Annotated in this window: 17 protein-coding genes; 9 read left to right on the forward strand and 8 right to left on the reverse strand. The window is 40.0% G+C overall.

All coding sequences use genetic code 11. The features are described from left to right. Positions 1-4 precede the first annotated feature (4 nt). The 4 genes from BUA60_RS11100 to BUA60_RS11115 all read left to right on the forward strand — a co-directional run bounded on the left by BUA60_RS11100 (position 5) and on the right by BUA60_RS11115 (position 6093). A complete protein-coding gene (locus BUA60_RS11100; RefSeq protein WP_072861851.1) occupies positions 5-1549 on the forward strand; it encodes a RagB/SusD family nutrient uptake outer membrane protein in 1545 nt (514 codons plus the stop codon). Positions 1550-1580: 31 nt separating this feature from the next. Then, positions 1581-2225: a fasciclin domain-containing protein gene (locus tag BUA60_RS11105; RefSeq protein WP_072861852.1), complete on the forward strand. Its 645-nt coding sequence runs from the start codon at positions 1581-1583 to the stop codon at positions 2223-2225. 22 nt (positions 2226-2247) lie between these two features. Beyond that, the gene (locus tag BUA60_RS11110) at positions 2248-3339 is read left to right on the forward strand and encodes a DUF5007 domain-containing protein (RefSeq protein WP_178346991.1); all 1092 of its coding nucleotides are present in this window, start codon (positions 2248-2250) and stop codon (positions 3337-3339) included. Between the two features lie 135 nt (positions 3340-3474). Beyond that, a complete protein-coding gene (locus BUA60_RS11115; protein ID WP_072862066.1) occupies positions 3475-6093 on the forward strand; it encodes an alkaline phosphatase D family protein in 2619 nt (872 codons plus the stop codon). A 102-nt stretch (positions 6094-6195) separates the two neighbouring features. Here BUA60_RS11115 and BUA60_RS11120 read toward each other — a convergent pair whose 3' ends face one another. Beyond that, positions 6196-7512 (reverse strand): Gfo/Idh/MocA family protein, encoded by a 1317-nt coding sequence (locus BUA60_RS11120; RefSeq protein ID WP_072861854.1) that lies wholly within the window; start codon positions 7510-7512, stop codon positions 6196-6198. Positions 7513-7721: 209 nt separating this feature from the next. Further along, positions 7722-8231, reverse strand: a complete 510-nt coding sequence (locus BUA60_RS11125; RefSeq protein WP_072861855.1) for a hypothetical protein — start codon at positions 8229-8231, stop codon at positions 7722-7724. 189 nt (positions 8232-8420) lie between these two features. Here BUA60_RS11125 and BUA60_RS11130 point away from each other — a divergent pair, with 189 nt between their 5' ends. Next, positions 8421-11057 (forward strand): MGH1-like glycoside hydrolase domain-containing protein, encoded by a 2637-nt coding sequence (locus tag BUA60_RS11130; RefSeq protein WP_072861856.1) that lies wholly within the window; start codon positions 8421-8423, stop codon positions 11055-11057. Positions 11058-11064: 7 nt separating this feature from the next. Continuing rightward, positions 11065-13053, forward strand: coding sequence for an amylo-alpha-1,6-glucosidase (locus BUA60_RS11135; RefSeq protein ID WP_072861857.1), 1989 nt, complete (start codon positions 11065-11067; stop codon positions 13051-13053). 8 nt (positions 13054-13061) lie between these two features. On the opposite strand, the gene BUA60_RS11140 is transcribed toward BUA60_RS11135, so the two are convergent. Then, positions 13062-13319: a heavy-metal-associated domain-containing protein gene (locus BUA60_RS11140; protein WP_072861858.1), complete on the reverse strand. Its 258-nt coding sequence runs from the start codon at positions 13317-13319 to the stop codon at positions 13062-13064. Between the two features lie 141 nt (positions 13320-13460). After that, positions 13461-15191: an APC family permease gene (locus BUA60_RS11145; protein WP_072861859.1), complete on the reverse strand. Its 1731-nt coding sequence runs from the start codon at positions 15189-15191 to the stop codon at positions 13461-13463. Between the two features lie 111 nt (positions 15192-15302). On the opposite strand from BUA60_RS11145, the gene BUA60_RS11150 reads away from it, so the two are divergent. Beyond that, positions 15303-16013, forward strand: coding sequence for a DUF1003 domain-containing protein (locus BUA60_RS11150; RefSeq protein ID WP_072861860.1), 711 nt, complete (start codon positions 15303-15305; stop codon positions 16011-16013). Between the two features lie 114 nt (positions 16014-16127). Continuing rightward, positions 16128-17504, forward strand: a complete 1377-nt coding sequence (locus tag BUA60_RS11155; RefSeq protein ID WP_072861861.1) for a Gfo/Idh/MocA family oxidoreductase — start codon at positions 16128-16130, stop codon at positions 17502-17504. Between the two features lie 39 nt (positions 17505-17543). Here the strand turns inward: BUA60_RS11155 and BUA60_RS11160 are convergent, their stop codons facing one another. From BUA60_RS11160 to BUA60_RS11175, 4 genes are all read right to left on the reverse strand, one after another. Continuing rightward, positions 17544-18218 carry an ABC transporter ATP-binding protein gene (locus BUA60_RS11160; protein ID WP_072861862.1) on the reverse strand — a complete coding sequence of 225 codons (675 nt, stop codon included), beginning with the start codon at positions 18216-18218 and terminating at the stop codon, positions 17544-17546. A 9-nt stretch (positions 18219-18227) separates the two neighbouring features. Beyond that, on the reverse strand, positions 18228-19490 hold the full coding sequence (locus tag BUA60_RS11165; RefSeq protein ID WP_072861863.1) for an ABC transporter permease: 1263 nt from the start codon (positions 19488-19490) through the stop codon (positions 18228-18230). After that, a complete protein-coding gene (locus BUA60_RS11170; RefSeq protein ID WP_072861864.1) occupies positions 19487-20569 on the reverse strand; it encodes an efflux RND transporter periplasmic adaptor subunit in 1083 nt (360 codons plus the stop codon). Before BUA60_RS11170 ends, BUA60_RS11165 begins: the two co-directional genes overlap by 4 nt. Positions 20570-20934: 365 nt before the next feature. Further along, a complete protein-coding gene (locus BUA60_RS11175) occupies positions 20935-21444 on the reverse strand; it encodes a nicotinate-nucleotide adenylyltransferase (RefSeq protein WP_072861865.1) in 510 nt (169 codons plus the stop codon). A 274-nt stretch (positions 21445-21718) separates the two neighbouring features. Between BUA60_RS11175 and BUA60_RS11180 the strand changes: the two genes are divergently transcribed. Then, the gene (locus BUA60_RS11180; protein ID WP_072861866.1) at positions 21719-22171 is read left to right on the forward strand and encodes a pyridoxamine 5'-phosphate oxidase family protein; all 453 of its coding nucleotides are present in this window, start codon (positions 21719-21721) and stop codon (positions 22169-22171) included. Positions 22172-22257: the final 86 nt, after the last annotated feature.

The raw sequence follows: 22257 nt of genomic DNA on the forward strand, positions 1-22257 counted from the left end.
AACGATGAAACAGATAAAGAGTTTTAAAATATATATCATGGTCCTGGGCTTACTAGGTGTAGCCAGTTGTTCCGATTTACTGGACCAGGAGCCGATAAGCATAACCCATCCAGACGTCTTTTGGGATAGCCAGGCCAACGCTGAACAGGCTGTTGCTGGTGCTTATGGCCTTTTTAAGGAAGCTATTATGACTCAATCCAATTTTCTATATTGGGGTGAATGGACCGGAATGACTTTTATGAACAGTCGCAACTGGATCGTTAACTACATTGAAGGTAGTGGCAATTACGTATTGGCTTACCGAGATGCTTCCATGAATTGGAAAAACTTCTATAGAGCTGCCAACTGGGCTTATACCATTGAACAATATATAGCGGATATGCCCGTAGATATGTTCGATTCCCAATCTGAAAAAAATCGTCTTTTGGGAGAAGCTGCCTTCATTAGATCACTGACCTATTTTTATATGGCCCGTATCTGGGGAGATGTGCCTATTGTAGAGCAATCCATAGAAAGCTCCGATCAGCTTATTTCTGAAGACGGGTACATTGTGGAAAATCCAAGGGTTGATGAATTGCAAGTATTGGATTATGCCCTGGAAGCCGCCAATAAATCTATTGGATTATTGCGGTATTCCACTCCAGGAGCCTCCAATTGGGCCATAACCGCCAACAAGGCAAGCGCAGAGGCCTTAAAGGCCCACATTACACTTTGGTATGCAGGAAGGGACAATGACAATCCCGAGATGTTACAGCAAGCCATTGACGCAACTACATCAGTTATCAATAATAGTGGTGCCAGTTTAATCGATTATGTGAACGAGGGAAAAGAGGGGTTTGATGAAATGTGTATTGGTCAATCCAAGACTGGGCTTTTCGAAATCAATATCAGCTCGGATATGAACGAATCCTTTAGGTTGCTTCAATATGATGATAACCATACTGGACTAACCTTAAATTACCCTGTTTGGCAAAGTGTTAATACTGGAATAAGTCCTTATATGGATCCAGATTTCTACGGTAATGAGATGATGGCTACAGATGCCGATAGAGCCAACGATGTTCGTAAGGATCTTTTCTTTTATGAATATGGAACCAATGCAGACTACTCCTACCTACAGAAATACTCCCATTCTGCACAGGATGAAGCTTCCGAAGATGCCTATGCCCAATTTTCTGAATCCAATATCTTAATATTCAGGTTGGCAGATATGTATTTATTAAGAGCAGAGGCCAATGCCAGAAAAGATCTATCGGGTCCTGCCATTTCTGATTTAAATGAGATTAGAAGCAAAGCCAATGTTCCAGATTATACAGGAGGAACAGACCGCGAATCCCTAATGAAGGCCATATTTGATGAACGCGCAATTGAATTTGTAGGTGAAGCCCAATCTGGTTATGATAGAATACGTATGGATTATTACGATGGAGTGCCATGGGTAAACCAAGCAAGAAATGCCAAAAAAGGATATTTTTGGCCTGTCCTTCCTTCAGTAATTTCGAGGAATCCTTCCATTCTACAAACAGAATACTGGAGAGGTAAATTGTAGACTAATTTTAGAACTAAAGAAAACAATCACGATGAAAAAAATAATAATCATACTAACAGCCGTAGTAGTCCTTTATTCCTGTGATAAGGATGGAAACTACCTTGTAGATGGAGGTATTAGCAGTCCAGAGGTGGGAACTACCACCATGGAATTTTTTAAAGCCCACAGTCAGTTGGATACTTTGGCCCTATTAATTGAAAAAGCGGGAATGGCCGATTTGGTGAATGGAAACAACACCATCTTTGCACCCAATAATCTTTCCATTAAGAATTATGTCAACGCTATATTGGCCGATATGAGGGAAATAGATCCGCAAGCAGAATATACCATCAACGATATTCCTTTGGATACCCTTACCAAATATATGGGAGGTTATATTTTTTCCGGAAAAATAAGAAGGGAGAACATGACCAAGGACCAAGGAAAAATCTATACTGCTGTAAATGGTGAAGAAAAAAGAATTTCCTTGGAACCAACAGATCAATATAATAATGAATTGGATTCCAAACCCGAATATGTTTATTTCACCTATAAACAAGGTGATGACTGGGACGAATGGGACAACATAGATGATGATGATAAGGTGGTGGTAAAAACTTCAAATTTAATCTCTACCAATGGCGTTATTCATGTCCTACAAGGAAACCATACTTTATTCAATTTCGAAAGGGACTAATAAAAACCATAAAAACAAAAAGATGAAAAATATATTATATTCCATACTGATCATTATCGTAATGGTTGCATCTTGTCAGCCACCCGAAGTGGGTTATATCAGTGACAATATCCACGCTCTGGAAGACACTATTGCCGTTCCACGTGGGGTGTTTAAGGTTGGGGCCGCTCCAGCCATAGAAGGATCAACCTACCCTTTAAAATGGGAGATTACTAGTATCACGGATGCCGAGGGCAACCCTACCAACGATTTGTTCGACGAATATGAACTTTTAACTTGGAAATCCGCCTTTAATGCCGAAACCGATACTACCTTGGCATTAGTGGAAGAAAAGTTGGAACTGGGGGATTATCCAACTATTATGATCAATGAAGTGAGTGGACAGTTGGCCTTTACCCAAGCGAGTAAGTTTGTAACAAATAATAACATTTACAAGGTAAACGTTAAAGCTAGCAACGTAAGGGGTGAGCGTCAATTGGATGACTTTGTAATAGTAAAATTGGATGATTTTCAACCGGTTGAATTCCCCACAGAAATGCGTTCAAGACTCCAATTGGGCAAAGGTGGCGGCGCTTATGACATTGCCTATACCTCCACCATTATGAACGATTTTGATGATGGTGTTCCTAGTGTTTTGGATGGTACCCATCCTTATATCACTGTAACCAAGGTAAGTGAAGAACCAGCTTTGGGGGTTAAAGTGAAAATGATCATCGCGGACAGTTATGATAAACCATTAAATCCAGAAAAGGTGGTTTTCTATCCATCCGGGTCAACCTTCTTGCAAAACTATCATGACAATTCTGTAGATACGGAAGTTGATGCAACTGGTTCAACATTCTCACTACCTGCACCACCGTTCCCTCAGTACGGAAGAACGTATGCTACAGGGACCAATTCTTATTTAATGTATTACCTGACCACAGATGATGCCTTTACAGTGGACACTGCAGCCTTTGAAGCGGATAATGGACCTAAAGATTGGACACCTTATATAGATCCAGACACTGGAGAAATTAGAAATAGGGCCTATATACGCTGGGGAATCAAAATAAATGATTCCGGTACCTGGGAGATAAAAATGAAAATACCATATACCAAGATAAAGGAATAATATAAACTAGTTTGGTATACCTTAAAATGGTTTGTTTTGGCGCAACTTTGGTTCCCATTTCAAACCATTTTTTTATTTATTTTTAGCCATAATGACAACGATTATACTACTTTGCACAACTTGAAGTTAACCAGCATGAACAGAAGAAAATACATCAAGACCATAGCGCTCGGAACCCTATTGCCCAGCTTTTCCACTTCGGCATTCCCTTTTGGATTAGTCGGCCACAATAAAATACTTGAAACAATACAATTTGAGAGCAATTGGCACAACTGGCCAGATATGAAATGGGTAGGTCCGGAATACTGGGGAAACCGATTGCAGGATTGGCGACTTAAAAATGGGACGGTCGTTTGCAGCATTAGTGCTGAAAATAGAAACCTTCAATTATTGACCGTTCAAAAAACAGAATATCTGTCACCATTAAAGGTAAGCTTGGAAATAAACTTATTAAATAATAATATATCACCTACCGATAAAGGTTGTTTGGGAATACGACTGGGATGTAAAGGTCCCTTCGAGGATTACCGATCCGCTGCTGTTTTTGGTAAGGGACTGGATATAGGACTTAACCCTAGTGGCACCCTTCTGGTCGGAAATCAAACCTTTGAAACCAAGCTTTCACAAATTCCAAATAACTACAAATTGGTGGCAGAGTTTAGGCCTTCCGAAAACAAATACCTATTAAAGGTTTTGATACAGGATTCCATAACCGATCAATTAATTCATACCCAGGAAAACATAGCAGTTGAAGGTACCAGTGTTGAAGGCAATTTTGCCCTGCTCGCAGATTTAATGACGGCTAAGAGTAACACATCCCAACCTTCGGCCGGTTTTTCCAACTGGAGTATATCTTCAGACAATTTGGTTTCTAACCGCGATCAACTTTATGGTCCTATTTGCTTTGCACAATACACCCTTCACGACAAAAAGCTAAAACTCACCGCACAATTAGCGCCTATAGAAGAAATTAAAGGTCATTCCGTGGTGCTACAGTTCCAAGAACAGGGCGTTTGGAAAACCACAACCAATACCAAGTTGGAACATATCGGCAGAGCGGTAAACTTCGCAGTTGAGAATTGGACCGCCAATTCGGATATTCCTTACCGAATATTGGTGGAAATTCCTCTAAAAAATGAAATCCACCAATACACTTATGAAGGTACTATAGCCCAAGAGCCATTAAATAAAGAATCCGTTTCAGCAGCTGTTTTTAGTTGTAATTTTCATTACGGATTCCCTGATAATGACATTTCTGAAAATGTAGCCAAATTAGACCCGGACATCATTCTTTTCCTTGGGGATCAATTTTACGAAGGCACAGGTGGATTTGGGGCAGAACGCGATGGTGACCTGGACGATCTATGTCTGGATTATCTGCGAAAATGGATGATGTTCGGTTGGTCTTACCGCGAACTCTTTAGACATAAACCCTGTGCCATAATCCCAGATGACCATGACGTGTATCACGGAAACGTTTGGGGTGAAGGTGGTAAAAAAGCCGATACCAGTGATGGCCATGGCATGTTGGCACAGGATTCCGGAGGATATAAAATGCCTGCGGAATGGGTAAACATGGTGCAATTTACACAGACCAGCCATTTACCAGATCCCTTCGATCCTAGCCCTGTTCAACAGAATATCGGTGTCTACTACACTCACTGGAACTACGCAGGCATTAGTTTTGCCATCCTAGAGGACCGAAAATTTAAATCGGCACCCAAGCATGTTTTGCCTCCAGAGGCCCAGGTAAGGAACGGTTGGATACAAAACAAAGATTTCGATATAAAACAGTACAGGGATCTAGATGCCGAACTTTTGGGAAAAAGGCAGCACGATTTTATAGATCACTGGATCCAGGATTGGAATAATGGGGCCGAAATAAAAGTAGTGCTATCACAGACCAATTTTGCCACTGTGGCCACCTTGCCCAAAACAGCCTTAAATGATGACGTGGTCCCCTCCTTACCTATTCCTAAAAAAGGAGAATACGTACTTGGGGATGTCCCTACCGTGGATATGGATTCCAACGGTTGGCCAGCTAACGAAAGGGATAAGGCCGTCGAAGCCATCAGAAAATGCTATGCATTTCATATTGCTGGCGACCAACATTTGGGAAGTTTTATCCAATATGGCACAGACGAGCATGGAGACAGCGGTTATGCCTTTGCTGGTCCTGCCTTGAACAATATTTGGCCCAGAAGATTCTGGCCAGAAGTAAATAGTGATTCCCATACCTATGAAAACCCGGCCTATGTAGGGGACCATATGGACGGATTTGGCAACAAACTATCCGTACATGCCGTGGGCAATCCGTTCGATACCGGGATTGAGCCGGCCATTGTACATAATAGGGCAACTGGTTATGGATTAGTAACCTTCAACAAGAAAGAAAGAACCATAACCACGGCCTGTTGGCCCAGATATGCCGACCCAGGTAGTACAAAAAATGAACAATTTCCAGGGTGGCCCATCACCATAAAGCAAAAAGACAATTATGGTAAAAAGGCAGTAGCCTGGTTGCCTACCATAAAGGTTGTCGACGCAAGCAAACCCGTTATTTCAGTTTTCGACAATAATAATCAGCTGGTTTATTCCATTCGTATGGCAACCAATACTTTTGCCCCCAAAGTATTCGATAAAGAAAAATATACCATTGTAATCCTGGATGTGGAAAACAATAGAAAAAAAACAATAAAAAATATTAGGGCCAAGACCGTTAACAAACAACTATTGCAAATTAGCCTTGTTTAAATTGGCTCGGTAGTTCTATTAACGCTATATGGACCAACAAAAAAATCCCAAACTTTCTTAGTTTATAGAAAGTTTGGGATCAATTATTATTGTATTTAAAACTTAAATCACAACCGTCTTCCCTGGAGTTGGTATGTTATAAGTACCATCAGCATTTGGCTGCACCGGTGCTGGGGAATCCCAGGTTAAATTGTCCGGAGCCAGGTCAATATTGGAAGTCATAGCCTCTTCCCATTTAATTACTTGACCGGAATAGGTAGCCATTCTGCCAATAATGGCACTCATAGTGCTAAAAGCTCCATTCTCCGCATCGGTAATAACACCTTTGTTTCTGATAGATTCGAAAAGTTTAATATGCTCTACTTGATAAGGGTTAGGATCATCCTTTCCACGATGGGTAAATATTTCCCCACCGGCATAATCCTTAATAAAGGTATTGTCACCATAGGTCTCAATAGTACCCTTGGTACCTTGGAATGTTTCGGCTACCCTACTCATGGTTTCCGGCATATGGCGGCACTGACTGGCGATTACCGCACCACTTGGGTAGGTGTATTCTACAAAGTGATGATCAAAAATTTCCCCATGGTCCTTTCCAGTCCTTACTTGCCTTCCACCAAATCCCTGTGCCGATACTGGGTATTCCCCAATAAACCAGTTGGCAACATCTATATTATGGATGTGCTGTTCCAAGATATGGTCTCCGCACAACCAGTTGAAATAATACCAATTGCGCATCTGGTATTCCAGCTCGGACTGTCCAGGCTGTCTTTCCCTTACCCATACACCACCACTGTTCCAATACACCTGCCCAGAAACTATCTTTCCTATCTTATTATCCTTAATATGCTTTATTCCCGCCAAATAGTTGTCCTGATAATGTCTTTGAAGACCAACCACTACGTTTAATTTCTTTTCCTTTGCCACTTGCGCCGCTGCCAAAACCTTTCTTACACCTGGTACGTCTGTAGCCACTGGCTTTTCCATAAATACATGCTTTCCTGCATTAACGGCATATTCAAAATGCTGTGGTCTAAATCCTGGAGGAGTAGCCAAAATTACTACATCGGCCATGTTTATGGCCTTTTCAGCACCATCAAAGCCAACAAACTGATTGGCCTTGGGAACATTTACCTTCTTAGTATCCTTAAACTCCTTCTGCAAATTCATAAGACTTCCCTGCAACCTGTCCTCGAAAGCATCTGCCATAGCCACCAATTCTACATTGGGATCCGCCTTTAAGGCATGTTGTGCCGCACCTGTACCACGACCACCACAACCAATTAAGGCTATCTTCAATTTCTTGTCGTTAGCTACATTTACCATAGCATCCATCTGCATGGTAGGTAAAATCAATGCTCCTGTTACTAGAGCACTGCTCTTAACAAAATCCCTTCTACTGTTTTTAATATTGGTCATGGTGTTACTTGTTTGTTTAGTTATTTCTGTTTTACATTAAAATTGGTTGGTCAAGATAGAGATTTATTTGGAAACGTACAATGTACATTTTTGCAGAATAGCACAATTACTGTTAAAAATTCTGCAATATCCCAAATTGCAACAAGTTAATTTCACTTACAACGAAAGATCTATTGTATTTATTAGGTTTCTGCAAAAGGGTTATTTGCCTACATTTTAGACTTTTCCTCTATAGCCTCCGGTTTAAAACTCCGATGCCTTTCCATCATCAAATTTTGAAGGGAATCAATTTGTTGAAACAGTTCTCGCATGTCCGAAAAGTTATTGCCGTGCTGTCTTTCAAAGAAATCATTAAAATATTGGTTGCCGTTCAGCAGGGAATCGATATCCATAAACTGCCCCGAATTATGGTCTTTTATAAAAGAGGATAAATTATCATGCGATAAAAACTTCATAGACTCCATAATACTATCCAAATCCATGTCCTTTGGCAAGTTCTTGAAATTGTCGTAAGAATAGGAATATATGGAGTCATATCCTATAACATTACCTGCCTCATCATATTTCTTATTAACCTTCCAGCTAATTTTCGGTTTATCTACAGAAATACTGTCCTTATTTTCTTCCGCCAGATCAACCTTGGATTTGCTGCGGTCGTCCTGCCCATGGGATACGGTTAGAAACAAACCCAACAGCAGGGTGAACACAATTTTTTTCATCTCAAAAGATTTTAATTAAGCCTCCATTTGTTTATCATTAGCCTCAAAAAAAATGCCATCCAAGTTATCATTTAAACGATTGACAGGTTAAATATGTGTTAAACATATCCTATCTTTAATTATAGAATTCAAAGGTACCGGATGCGCAAGACACTAAGCAACCGCATAACCTTTTTTTGATATTACGGAATGACTAAAGAAAGAACAGCTCAAGAACAAAAACGATTGGACGATTCCCGATCGAAAACGAAGGATTGGCATAAATGGGGGCCCTATTTGAGTGAGCGGCAATGGGGCACGGTTAGGGAAGATTACAGTCCGAATGGAGATGCCTGGAACTACTTTTCCCATGAAGATTCCCGCAGTAGGGCTTATAGATGGGGAGAAGATGGTATTGCAGGTATATCCGACCGATATTGCAATATATGCTTTGGAATAGCTCTTTGGAACGGTAAGGACCCAATTCTGAAGGAGCGACTTTTTGGCCTAACAGGGCCTCAAGGGAATCACGGGGAAGATGTTAAGGAGCTTTATTATTATTTGGAGAATACCCCTACTCATTCCTATATGAAGCATTTGTACAAATATCCACAAAACGAATTTCCCTATGTACAATTAGTGGAAGAAAACAGGAGGCGGGGAAAGAACGAATTTGAATATGAGCTTTTGGATACCGGCATTCTAGATAACAATGAATATTTTGATGTCATAACCGAATATGCCAAGGCGGATAATGAAGATATTCTTATAAAGATTTCCATTGTCAACAGAAGTTCAAAGTCTGCTGCCCTACATGTCCTTCCTACCCTTTGGACCAGAAATCTATGGAGCTTCGTTGGTATGCCGGAAAAACCCATCATAAAAAAACAGATCCTTAAAGACCAGACCTTTGTCTCCATAAACCATATTTATGTTGGCAAATACAACCTATATTTTGAAGAGCCAAGCCGACTGCTGTTTACCGAGAACGAGACCAATATGGAAAAGGTTTATGCACAGCCCAACGACCATCCCTTTAAAAAGGATCTTTTTCACAACTCTGTGGTGAACAACGATTATTCCATAATTTCCAAAAATACTCAGGGCACCAAATTCGCACCTTTATATGAGATGAACCTTAAGGGCGGGGAAACAAAAACGATTAAATTGAGATTGACCGCCTCTACCTTGGAATCCCCCTTCGATAAGGGTTACGAAACTGCTTTTACTAAAAGAATCCAAGAATCGCAGGAATTTCTGGATGCCACATTTAAATCGGCCTCTAAAGAATCCAAAGAAATACAGAAACAGGCTATTGCCGGTCTATTATGGTCCAAACAATATTACAATTACGAAGTGGAAAGGTGGCTGAACGGTGACCATGAAGAAATGCCCCCACCAAAAAGTAGATTTAACGGTAGAAACAAGGCATGGAAAACACTAAGGAACCACGATATCCTTGCTATGCCGGACAAATGGGAATACCCCTGGTTCGCAGCCTGGGATACCGCCTTCCATTGTGTTAGCTTGGCTTTGGTTGATTCCAGTTTCGCCAAGGATCAACTGTTGTTGTTTACCAAAGAATGGTATATGGCACCTAACGGACAGATACCGGCATATGAGTGGAATTTCAGCGATGTTAATCCACCCGTACAGGCTTGGGCCTCCATACAGGTTTATCAAATGGAGAAAAAGAAGACCGGTAAAGGGGACCTTGTATTCTTAAAACGGATGTTCAATAAATTGGCCCTTAATTTTACCTGGTGGGTGAACAGGGAAGATAGTCTTGAAAACAACGTTTTTGAGGGTGGATTTTTAGGCCTGGACAATATTGGGGTCTTTGATCGTAGTCGGGATATTCCGGGAGGAGGTATCTTGGAACAAGTAGATGGAACCTCGTGGATGGCACTGTATTGCTTAAACATGTTGGAAATGGCTTTGGAAATAGCCCTGGAAGACAAATCTTTTGAGGATATGACCATGAAATATTTCGGGCATTTTGTTTTTATTGCAGAAGCTTTAAACAATATTAGTCAGGATTATAATGGTTCTTGGGATGAGAATGACGGATTTTTCTATGACAAGTTGGTGTTTCCAAATGGCGATTCCACACCTATTAAGGTGCGCTCCATTTCAGGATTGTTATCCCTTACGGCGGTATTGAATATCAAAAAAGAATACTTGGACAAACTTCCTCGGTTTAGAAAAAGTATGGAGTGGTTTCGTAGACACCGCATAGAAAACGCAAAATATCAGGTAATGGAGGAGTACTTCGAAGATAAGGATGTATTATTATCATTGGTGCCAAAAGAGCGTTTGCAAAAACTGATAGGAAGCATTTTAGACGAAAATGAATTTCTTTCCCAATATGGTATAAGGTCCCTATCCAAGGTTCACGAAAACCCTTACACCATTCAGATAGATGGAAAAACCTATGGGATAAATTATGAACCAGCGGAGTCCACCACTGGACTTTTTGGAGGAAACTCCAACTGGAGGGGCCCTATTTGGATGCCCATGAACTATTTGTTCATCAATTCCTTAAGGGAATATCATAGCTACTACGGAAATAAGTTGAAATTTTCTTATCCAACAGGTAATGGCAATATGATGAATTTAAAGGATATTAGTGATGAAATTGGGAAAAGACTGATTCTACTTTTTGAAAAGGACGCGAACGGCAACAGACCTATTCACCAATTACACGAAAAAAAATATCAGGACCCACATTTTAAGGACCTGATCCTGTTTTATGAGTATTTTCACGGAGACAGTGGTAGAGGTGTAGGAGCTTCACATCAAACCGGATGGACCGCTTTGGTAGTAAACTTAATGGAAGAAATATAACTGTAATTTGGAAAATTTATTTAAAAAGGAATGGTTGGCTACCAACGGATTGGGAGGTTATGCCTCAGGTGCTGTTAACGGTGCCAATACAAGACAGTACCACGGTCTATTGGTCGCTGCCCTTGAGCCACCTACAGACCGCACCGTGGTTGTGGCTAAAATTGAAGAACGCGTTCTAATAGATGGCCATTATCATAATATTTCCACCAATCAATATCCCAAAGTGGTATTTCCCGATGGAGGAAAATATTTAAAGAATTTTGATGTTGACCCCTCTCCTACCTGGAGATTTGCCGATAGTGATTGGGAATTAGGTAAAACCGTACAAATGATATCGGGATCCAACACCACGGTACTTACCTATACCAACAGTGGAAAGAGGGCATTGGTCCTGGAATTGCATCCTTTGTATGCCTACAATGATTTTCATACCACTTTTCACGAGGCTTCATGCTATAATTTTTTTACCGAGTTCAATAATAACCACTTAAGAACCTACCCGAAATACGGAAGTAATCCAGTTTTTACCGGATGGACAGCTGGACATTATTTTGAGGCCCGATGCTGGTTCAAGAATATCATCCTTTCCAAGGGTAAAGCCAGAGGCCTGGGTTCGGTCTGCGATTATTACAGGATTGGATATCTAGTACATGAACTGCAGCCAGGGGAAGAACTTACGCTGTACTTTACCATAGAGGAGGAAATAGTCGGGAAAGGAATTAAAGAAATCCTATCCTTAGAAGGTAAAAAAAATGACCTTGACAAAGATAAGCTCCCATCTGGATTCTTTAAGGATCTTATGATATCCGGAGACCAATTTATGGTCCAAAGAAAGTCTACCAATAGCATGTCCATCATTGCCGGCTATCATTGGTTTACGGATTGGGGAAGGGATACCATGATCGCGATGCGCGGACTAACCATAGCCACGGGCAAAAAGGAGCTGTCCAAATCCATTTTGAATACTTTTTTTAAAAGTGTGGATCAGGGGATGATTCCAGACAGATTTCCGGATAACTCCAAAGACCCGGTTCATTACAATACCATGGACGCCACGCTTTGGCTTTTCGTGGCCAGCTATGACTACCAAAAAAAATTCGAGGATATTGCATTCTTAAAAGATCATATTGAAATATTAAAGAATATATTGGACCAGCATATTGCGGGTGCCCGCTATAATATTCACATTACGCAGGAAGGATTTATCTACGGTGGGGAATGCAAGGTACAGCTGACATGGATGGACGCCATTGTAGGTGGCAAAGTTATTACCCCAAGAATTGGCTGCCCTGTGGAAGTCAATGCGCTTTGGTATAATGCCCTTAAGATTTACGAAAATTTCTGCGAAATTCTTGAAGTTAAAATTGAATCCCCTTACCTTGAACTAATTGCCAAATTTGAATCCAATTTTACCAAATTTTTCACCAATCCACAAGGGACCTTATTTGATGTGATCATCCCTGGGATCTCACAGGACGATACCCTGCGTCCCAATCAAATTTACTGTCTTAGTCTGCCTTTTGGCGTTTTGGACAACGAACAACAGAAGACCATTTTTGAGGCTGTGGAAAATAAACTTTATACCCCCTATGGACTTAGAACCTTGGATCCTGATAGCCCTGAATATAAACCGAACTATGAGGGTAACCAATGGTCTCGGGACCATGCCTACCACCAAGGAACGGTATGGCCTTTTCTACTTCATGAATATTTTCAAGCCTATTTCAAAATCTATGGTACTTCCCAAGATAATAAGAAAAAAGTAATGCTGGAATTGGAGCCTTTACGTGAACATTTTTACAAGGATAATGGCATTCATTGCATATCCGAGATTTTCAATGGTAGCGACCCACAAGAGGGAAAAGGTTGTATTCATCAAGCTTGGTCGGTAGCGGCCATTATAAAATTATATATTGATTTTGGGCTGGACAAAATTGAACAGGAAATATCGTCAGAAAAGGAACACCCTAAGGTAAAAACTAAAAATGAAATTTAGTTAATCCCTTATAAAGCAAACAGCCCCTTCGGTATGGCATGAAACCCTAGACCCTTAACCATCTTTTCAATCTCTTTTATTTCAACCATTTTAGTGGTATGTACCGTGAACTCAACAGGGAAGTCATCACTAAAAATTACATTTTTTACACCTTCAATCTTTAATAGATTCTCCTTAATCCTCCCAAGATCATTGGCCTCCTTGGCATTGGTTCCAAAAACTTTTCCGTGATTGCCGGGAATTACATTTTCTGACAGAATACTCATAATATTTTTTAATTAACAATAATTAATTGACCTACATATTTTGCAAACCTAGATTTTACCCAATTACGTAAGCCGCTCATAAATTTACAAAAACAAGGAAATACAAAAGTTATAATTATCATAACTTTAAAAGCGTTAGCCTTAGATAATGAGTCTAACATCTCCTAATTCCTGGATTTTATAGGGAAATTTATCGCCTGGGGAGCCAATAAACATAAAATTGGTAGGGATTCCCCATCGTTTCGAAAGTTCCTTTATTTTTTCTGGACCAAACACTCCCTCTTCCTCAATAAAGTGGATATGAATGTCTGGATAGGCCCTATTCAAAACCTCTATATCCTTTTTTAAATTGGGCGTAACAGTATGTTCTTCATTCACTACGGCAACAATTTTAAGGATTCTAGTGGGCTCATTATTTTTAATGTAAAGCATCACCTTATTTAAGGTGGCCACGTCATCATGATTAGTAAAAAAAACAAACTGTTGTCTATTTATTGCCGCAAGTAATTTCTTGGTATGTAGATTCAAAGTTTTAAAAAGTTGTCCCCTTTCTGGAAATATATAGCTCAGAATATCAAGAAAACCTCTAAAAATATAAGTCCGGTACAACATGAAAAATATAACGATGAGCGTTGGGATTAAATACTCTGTAAATATGGCCAAATAAGAGGGATTTAATAAAATGTTCCCAGCCATTGCTACCATCACCGCCAAGATGGCCACCGCTAGGCCCAACCAACTTGATCTTTCCGGCCGTGGTAGTTTGGCCCTATTTATTTTAAGCATCATATTTCCCAACCCGAACAATACCATTACCGATAAGAAGGCTATGGTGTAAACTCCGGCCAATTTTGCCAAATTACCTTTTGTGGCCAATAGTATGGATACACAAAGTATAAAGAAAAGCGAATAGATCAGATAGGAACTGCCCGACTTATTTTTCTTCAATAAAAATTTGGGAAGAATCCGGTCCAGGGCCATGCGCTCCATAAGTCCCCCAACTCCAACAAATGACGTAAGTACAGCTCCGCTCAATACCAATGCTGCATCTATGCCCACAAGAATGGAGAGCCAATTACCCCCTGATATACTGGCCATGTGGGAAAGAAGAGCGTCTTGATTGGATTCAATTATATGTAGCGGAATAATAGCAAGGGCCAAAAATGCGATCAAGGGATTAAAAACAGTAACCACTACCCACATATTGCGCAAGGTCTTGGGAAAAACACCCGCCTCTTGCTCTTCGACATAATTAGCGGAACTTTCAAAGCCACTTATCCCCAACATGGCTGCAGAAAATCCCAAAAACAAAGCACTAAAAACACTTCCCTCCACCGGAACCTTATAATTTAACATTAGGGTTTCAAAACCATTCTGCGCAAAAAAAACCACACAAAAAGCGCATAATAAGGTCAAGGAAAAAAGATGAAATAAAAAAATAACTATTGCTACCTTGGAAGATTCACCAATTCCAATAATAACCAAGGTCATAAAACAAAACATCAAGGCTATGGTCACCGGCAAAACAGGAATAAAGTTCCATATACTATAAGCATATTTAACCGCCTCACTAGCCGATATCACTGCCGTTGCCATATATGACAAAACAGTCAATGCCGCAGCTAAGGATGCAGTGGACTTTTTAGTAGTATTCAATAATGCATTATATGCTCCTCCATTCAAAGGCAGAGCTCCCACAACTTCACCATAAATTTTTCTAAAGAGAAACAGGACGAATGCCACTACCAAAAGGGAAATCCAGGCATACTGCCCAGAGTAAACTATGGCCAATGCAGATACATATAAACAAGAGGAACTGATGTCATTTCCACAAATGGCCGTTGCCTCCAGTTGGTTCAATTTTTTTTTCATCCTAAAATTATTAGGGATGGTATTCTTACTTAAAGATAAGGGTAATAACACAATTTTATCTTCAAATGGGATAGAAAATAACTTACATTTATTAGAATAAACGCTATAGACATGAAGACTTTTGTAAGCGCCATATCATTGAAGGAATATCCGATCAGTGAGGAGATTCCCTTAAAAACTATAAGAAAATCCATTATGGATCTTATACACAAGGAACATCCAAAAATAAATTCGAAAAAATCTATTTCCGTTTCCGAACTTAATCTATACCGGCAAAAATACCTATCGGACTATCTTATTCATGAGGTAGGTGAGTTGTCCGCATTGGAAGAGGATGTACTAAGGACGATACAGCAGGAAAAAATAATTACATCGCAAAGGGAAATATTGGATGAACCAAGTGAAATTTCTTTTGGACAACGCCTGGCAGATAAAGTGGCCACCTTCGGCGGAAGCTGGAGATTCATAATCCTTTTTGCCATTTTCATAATGGTCTGGATGGTCATCAATATTGTATTTCTATTGGATAAGGGTTTTGACCCCTACCCCTTTATACTTCTAAATTTGATTCTTTCCTGCTTGGCGGCATTACAGGCTCCAGTAATCATGATGAGTCAAAATAGGCAAGAGGAAAAGGATAGGGAGCGTGCCAAACAAGATTATATGGTTAATTTAAAAGCCGAACTTGAAATTCGTGTACTGCACGAAAAATTGGACCACCTTATTATGCATCAACAGCAAGAATTATTAAACATTCAGCAAATTCAAGTTGAAATGATGGAAGACATTATGAAGCAAATAAAAGGTCAACAGAAAACCTAGTTGTTATCGCTGCAATAATCACATCTCAAAATTTTATACAGAATTTTAGTCGAGGATTGAAGTTATTTTGTATTTTTTGAAAACCTATAAACCCATCAAATAAATAAACTAACCATGGATACCAAAATTTTCAACATCAACAGAAGACATTTTTTAAAAGGGGCTGCGGCATCCCTGGCACTCTCCTCTTTTGGATCCTATGGCATGGAACTTATTTATAGGGATAAACCGCTTCGTGTTGGACTTATTGGTACGGGTTGGTATGGAAAAAGCGATCTTTTTAGGCTTATGCAAGTCACCAAAGTGGATGTGGTATCTATCTGTGATGTGGACGACAATTTACTAAAAGAAGCAGCAAACCTCATCAGTCTTAGACAGACTTCTGGAAAAACCCCGAGAACTTATAGGGATTATAGAAAAATGCTCGCAGAAAAAGATTTGGATATTGTGCTTATTGGTACCCCCGATCATTGGCATGCACTGCAGGCCATTGAGGCCTTAAAATCCGGGGCCCATGTTTATGTGCAAAAGCCAATAAGTGTTGATGTAATGGAGGGTGAAGCTATGGTAGCTGCCGCCAGAAAATATAACAGGGTAGTTCAGGTAGGAACCCAGCGTAAGAGTACCCCGCATCTTATAGATGCGAAAAAAAATATAGTGGACGCAGGCTTATTGGGAAAAATTTCCCATGTGGAAATGTGTTGCTATTACCATATGAGGGCCAATGGCAATCCTCCTATAGAAAAGGTTCCTGATTTTTTGGATTATGAAATGTGGACCGGACCCGCTCCCCTGCGTCCTTATGATGGAATTCCCCACAGACGATGGTGGCGAACCTTTATGGAATACGGCAATGGCATTATGGGCGATATGTGCGTGCATATGTTGGATACCGTAAGGTGGATGCTAGAGTTGGATTGGCCAAAAAGAATAAGTTCTACAGGGGGAATCTATGTACAAAAAGACGGGAAATCCAATATTGCCGATACCCAAACCGCCATCTTTGAATATGAGGAACTCAACTGCGTATGGCAACATAGAAGTTGGGGAACCCCTGCAGACCCGGATTACCCATGGTCGTTTAAACTTTATGGGGAGAAAGGCACATTGTCCGGAAGCACCATGAGATATGATTTTGTTCCGCATGGGGGTGGGGAAAAGATCCATATGGACGTTATTTATGAAAAAGAAAAATATCCAGAGGACCTCACCGAAAAGGATATAGAACTAAATGCTGCTCCTGCGACCAGATTACATATGTTGGATTTCCTTGCGGCCATTGATAAAGGAACTTTGCCTATTGCCGATATCCGGGAAGGACATGTATCCACGGCAAGCTGCATTTTGGCCAATATGGCTATGGCCATCGGAAGACCGTTGATCTATGACCCTAAAAATATTGTGGTAGTAAATGATGCGGAGGCAACGGCGCTTTTACAAAGGGATTATCGTGCCCCTTGGAAACATCCTCATCCCAATGATTTTAGATAGAATTATACTGGTTCACAACGAGTTGTAACTAATAAATATTTAATCCAAAATTCGCCCATCCTCCATCTGGATGATGCGATCGGTTCGTTTGGCAAAGTCCTCGTCATGCGTCACGATCAAAAGGGAGAGTCCTTCCTCCTCCTTTAGCCGTTTAAATATACTGAAGACATTTTCGGAATTATGGCTATCCAAATTCCCAGTAGGTTCGTCGCCCATCAGAATAGAAGGATTGTTTATTAACGCCCTTGCTATGGCCACACGTTGTTTTTCTCCACCGGATATCCTTGATGCCCTTTGGTGGGCCAACTTTTCAATGTCCAACATTCTTAGTTTCTCCATTGCATCATGTTCTATTTCCGCTAGGGACTTCTCTGCCAATTTTTTGGCCGGTAGCATCACATTTTCCAGAACACTAAACTCCGACAACAAATAATGAAATTGGAACACGAATCCAATATTCTTATTTCGGATTTGGGACAGTTTGCTATGTTTTTGACCCGTAATCAACTCGTTGTTCAAAAATAGTTCTCCGGTATAATCCGTATCCATGGTAGACAGAATATAAAGCAGGGTAGACTTCCCTGATCCAGATTTACCCATGATAGAGGCAAATTCGCCCTTTTTTATGCTGAAAGAAATATCCTTTAGCACATGAAATTTCACAGGCTTTTCAAAGTATTTATTGATATTTTTAGTCTCTAAAACGAAGTCCATTTTTCTAGGTTAAGTTCCCCTAATAATTCGCACAGGGTCTATGCGCTTTGCTTTGTTGGAAGGCAACCAACCGGCAACGAAAGTCGAAATCAGTGCAAAGGAAATGCCGATGATATAATACCAAATATTATAGTTTATGGGATAGGTGGTAATGGTTGGCAACGCCTCGGTTTCGAAAGCCACGTTATCTATTAGTTTGGAAAGAACAAATCCAACAAATAGCCCGAGAATTCCTCCTACTGCCCCAATGATCATGGCCTGACTCATAAATATAAGTTGTACATCGGTACCCGAAAACCCTGTAGCTTTTAATATGGCGATATCCTTCATTTTTTCATAAATAAGCATGTTAAGGATATTATAGATTCCAAAACCGGCAACGATCAATAATGTTATGGAAACGGCATAGGTAATCAGGTTACGGATATTGGATCCAGTTTCAAATTGGGCATTGGCCTCATTGATACTTGTGGCCTTTACTTGAAACTTTTTACCCAAACTACTTGCCATGGCGGTGGCTTCGTTAATATCATACAATTTTACATTGATATCAGTGACGTAGTTCTGGGCCTCCCCCAAAATACGTTGAACCGTCTTTAGATTGGCATAACTTTGAATATTATCTATATCCGCAATACCACTTTGGTATATCCCCACAATTTTTAGTGGGAAAACATCTCCCTTTATGGTGCTGACCTGTACACGATCCCCCTCTTTTAGCGACATTTTTTTGGCGAGGCCTGCTCCTAAAAGTATTCCATTTTCACTGTTTTTTAAATCCTGTGCTGTTCCCTCTACTATATAATCATCAATATTAGAGAGTCTTGCCTCTTCCATAATATCCACCCCAACCAAGTTCCCACCCAATTCTATAGATCCCGAAAGATAAAAGATCTGTGCCCTAAGTTGGGGTGTTGCACCATAAACCTTTTTGTCCTTTTTTAGATAATTCAAGATGGGTAGACCATTATGGATTTTCTTCTGACTTTGTTTTGGCTTAATGGAATTAACCACATTAAAGGCATCCTCAAATTCCTGGTATAGGGCAATGGGCTGTTTTTCTGAAGGCTCTATCTCATTGTAGATATGGATATGGGGCGTTTGGTTTAAAATAAGGCTATCCAGCATTTCATTGAGCCCCGTCATAAAACTAACCAAAGTAATATAGGCACCAATACCAAAGGTAACCCCTAGGGAGGCGGTAACCGTAGATTTCATCTTTGTGAGCAGATGGGTTTTGGCGATGTTCAATATGACCTTCCAATTGATCATTCTTCCGGTTTTAAAATTTCCGTGGTCTCATTGATGCCATTGATAATTTCTACACGGTCCAAATTCTGCAGCCCGGGAATCACGTCGACAAGTCCATCCGGGGTCTTTACCTTGTTCCCTTCCAACAAATATTCCTTGGGAATGGTCAAGACACTTTCCTTTTCAGAAATAATTATATTTCCTTCCCCTGCCAAACCTGGGTAAAGTGCTTTTGGTGGATTAATAAAAATGGCCTCTGCCTTAAACGTCTGGGAGCGCTCATCCTTTTTGGGATATATTTTACTTACTTTGGCATCAAAGACCTCATCCCCATAAGCATCCAAAGTAATAAGGGCTTTTTGGCCCACCTGAAGTTTTACGATATCCACTTCGTCTATCAACAATTCAATTATAAAATCCGTAGCACTGCCCACGGATGCCAAGGGCTCCATAGTATTTACTATTTCCCCAGGATTCTTGTATAAGGCGTACACCTTTCCGTTGATCTTGCTACTAACGGTAAAATCTTTGGTAGAAAGCTGCGAGGTATTATAATTGTTGAGCGCTTGCTGCACTTGGGTGGAAAGTTCGTTCTTGGTCTGGACATACTTATTTTTAAGTTGCTTTAAATTATTCCCTGAAATTTCATAGGCAAGTTTACGGTTCTCATACTCCACTTTTGAACCAATATTTTGATCCCAAAGTCTCTTTTGCCTCAAATAATTCATGGAATCGTTTTTAAAGGACAAGGTTGCTGATTGGATCTCATCTTCCAACGAACCTAAAACCGCCGAACTTCCGTTGTAATTTTCCTGTGCCAATTGAAGTGCTAATCGGGCATTTTCCGCGTTGAGTTTTGGGGTACTGTTCACAATCTGGATAACTGGTGTTCCCTGACTCACCAAATCCCCTTCCTCCAACAAATTACGGTCCAAAATACCTGCAACAGGGGCATACGCCTGATACAGACTGTCTGGCTGCACGGTTACGGAGGCATATACCGATTCCGTTAAATGGATTTTAGTGGGAAATATCTTTTCTTGTTTTTCTCCGCAGGATAAAAAAAGAACTAGACAATGGATCAATACATAATTCCTCATAGACAATAGTAACTAAGATAGCCCAAAATAAAGGGAAATATACATTAAAGAATATGAGGAAAATCATATAAATACTTCGTCTTTATTAATCTTGCCTTCTTAAAATAAGAGTGTCGTGTTTGATAAAATTATCACTGGTATTGGCCTACTTGGCCTGGTTACAACGCTCCAAAAAAAAACAATTACCAGCATTTCCATACTGATATGCCCAATTATTTCCAACTCAAAGGATTGTAACCAACCCATAGCAAAAAGGACATCCGTATAGCGCCTATATAATCCCAACGCTATAAAAATGTCCTTGAACCAAATTTAGGATTTATTCCTACCTATTATCTAACAAAAGGTAGGGTCTTTTGTTAATCCTAAAGAAATTTCCCTGTTTCATCCATCTTTACCCTCAACATTTTATCCCCGTTTTCCAATTTAACCTTATAGGTTTTCTTAGCTCCTGTGGCATCGGTAAAGGAGACCAAATAAATATCTTTGGTAATAACCCATTCAGGAAAACGATCTGCAATGGCCTTCTTTACAGCGGTAGGCAGATTAATGTCCTTAAACTTTTCAGCTGTACGCAATAACTTCCCTTCGCCATCATAAGCGGCTAGAATTTTACCTTCGGGAATAAAAAACGTAATGTTGTAAAGGTCATAATCGTCCTGATAAAATTCGGAGCTTTTAACATCATAGGTCGCCACCTTTTGCTGCAATAGCTTCACTGGTATGGAGGCTAGCTCCCCAGTGTTTATATCGTTAAGATACTTATAATTGGTAGCATAGACCGTTACCTCCGATAGTTCTACCGTAGGAATAATTTGAGAAAAGGCTTGGGTGGTTAGTCCAAAAGCTAATAAACCAAATAGAATTTTTTTCATGATCATTAAGTTTAAAAATTAATTAGTGTTAACATGGATTTTCGTTGTCCATTGGTAGCAAATTATCCCAACTTCAAGGCTTCTACAATGACCTAAGTCATTCTGCTACATTTAATTAAGAAAACCCCCACACCCACAAGTCAGAACTGACCAATATCATATTTTACCAGCTTAGAAGGAACTAGATTTGATCTTATCAAGGATTTATGCGAAATGCCCTATAGGTGATTCCATAGAACTGTCACAGAATAGTTTAAAGATTATAAAGCGGAATATGACAAATTTGACCACTAGCGAAAGTATTCGTTTACTAAAAGGCAACTACACCGGACACTTGGGATATATATATCAGGATAAGCCTTATGTCCTCCCTATTACCTATTATTATGACAAGGATGATCATTCCCTAATAAGTTATTCAGCAGACGGACATAAGATAGATGCCATGCGCGAGAATACCGCGGTAACATTACTGGTAGAGGAAGTAAAATCATCCAATAATTGGCAATCGGTTATGGCCCATGGCACCTATGAAGAACTTCAAGGAACCGATGCCAAATTTAAGTTGCATCAATTTACAGAAGGGGTAAAAGGTCTTATCCTAGAGAAAGAGCATCGGGAAACCGAATTTATTAGTGAATTTTCAAGCAAATTGTACTCTCGCGGAATTCCAACGGTATATCGTATCAAAATAGTAGAGATTACTGGAAAAAGAAAAGAAACCTAGAAAAGTAGTCAACAAGGTTAGTTCCCCCAATTTTCCAGCTAATGGCAATTAGACCTACATCTCTATTTAAATAATTTCAATAACCC

This window comes from Arenibacter palladensis, assembly GCF_900129275.1.
GTDB lineage: Bacteria > Bacteroidota > Bacteroidia > Flavobacteriales > Flavobacteriaceae > Arenibacter > Arenibacter palladensis.

Bases quoted from the DNA above. Each gene is read 5' to 3' on its own strand.
- BUA60_RS11125 (WP_072861855.1), bottom strand. From the start codon at position 8,231: ATGAAAAAAATTGTGTTCACCCTGCTGTTGGGTTTGTTTCTAACCGTA.
- BUA60_RS11110 (WP_178346991.1), top strand. From the start codon at position 2,248: ATGAAAAATATATTATATTCCATACTGATCATTATCGTAATGGTTGCA.
- BUA60_RS11170 (WP_072861864.1), bottom strand. From the start codon at position 20,569: ATGAGGAATTATGTATTGATCCATTGTCTAGTTCTTTTTTTATCCTGC.
- BUA60_RS11105 (WP_072861852.1), top strand. From the start codon at position 1,581: ATGAAAAAAATAATAATCATACTAACAGCCGTAGTAGTCCTTTATTCC.
- BUA60_RS11120 (WP_072861854.1), bottom strand. From the start codon at position 7,512: ATGACCAATATTAAAAACAGTAGAAGGGATTTTGTTAAGAGCAGTGCT.
- BUA60_RS11115 (WP_072862066.1), top strand. From the start codon at position 3,475: ATGAACAGAAGAAAATACATCAAGACCATAGCGCTCGGAACCCTATTG.
- BUA60_RS11145 (WP_072861859.1), bottom strand. From the start codon at position 15,191: ATGAAAAAAAAATTGAACCAACTGGAGGCAACGGCCATTTGTGGAAAT.
- BUA60_RS11160 (WP_072861862.1), bottom strand. From the start codon at position 18,218: ATGGACTTCGTTTTAGAGACTAAAAATATCAATAAATACTTTGAAAAG.
- BUA60_RS11180 (WP_072861866.1), top strand. From the start codon at position 21,719: ATGACAAATTTGACCACTAGCGAAAGTATTCGTTTACTAAAAGGCAAC.
- BUA60_RS11155 (WP_072861861.1), top strand. From the start codon at position 16,128: ATGGATACCAAAATTTTCAACATCAACAGAAGACATTTTTTAAAAGGG.
- BUA60_RS11150 (WP_072861860.1), top strand. From the start codon at position 15,303: ATGAAGACTTTTGTAAGCGCCATATCATTGAAGGAATATCCGATCAGT.
- BUA60_RS11165 (WP_072861863.1), bottom strand. From the start codon at position 19,490: ATGATCAATTGGAAGGTCATATTGAACATCGCCAAAACCCATCTGCTC.
- BUA60_RS11175 (WP_072861865.1), bottom strand. From the start codon at position 21,444: ATGAAAAAAATTCTATTTGGTTTATTAGCTTTTGGACTAACCACCCAA.
- BUA60_RS11100 (WP_072861851.1), top strand. From the start codon at position 5: ATGAAACAGATAAAGAGTTTTAAAATATATATCATGGTCCTGGGCTTA.
- BUA60_RS11130 (WP_072861856.1), top strand. From the start codon at position 8,421: ATGACTAAAGAAAGAACAGCTCAAGAACAAAAACGATTGGACGATTCC.
- BUA60_RS11140 (WP_072861858.1), bottom strand. From the start codon at position 13,319: ATGAGTATTCTGTCAGAAAATGTAATTCCCGGCAATCACGGAAAAGTT.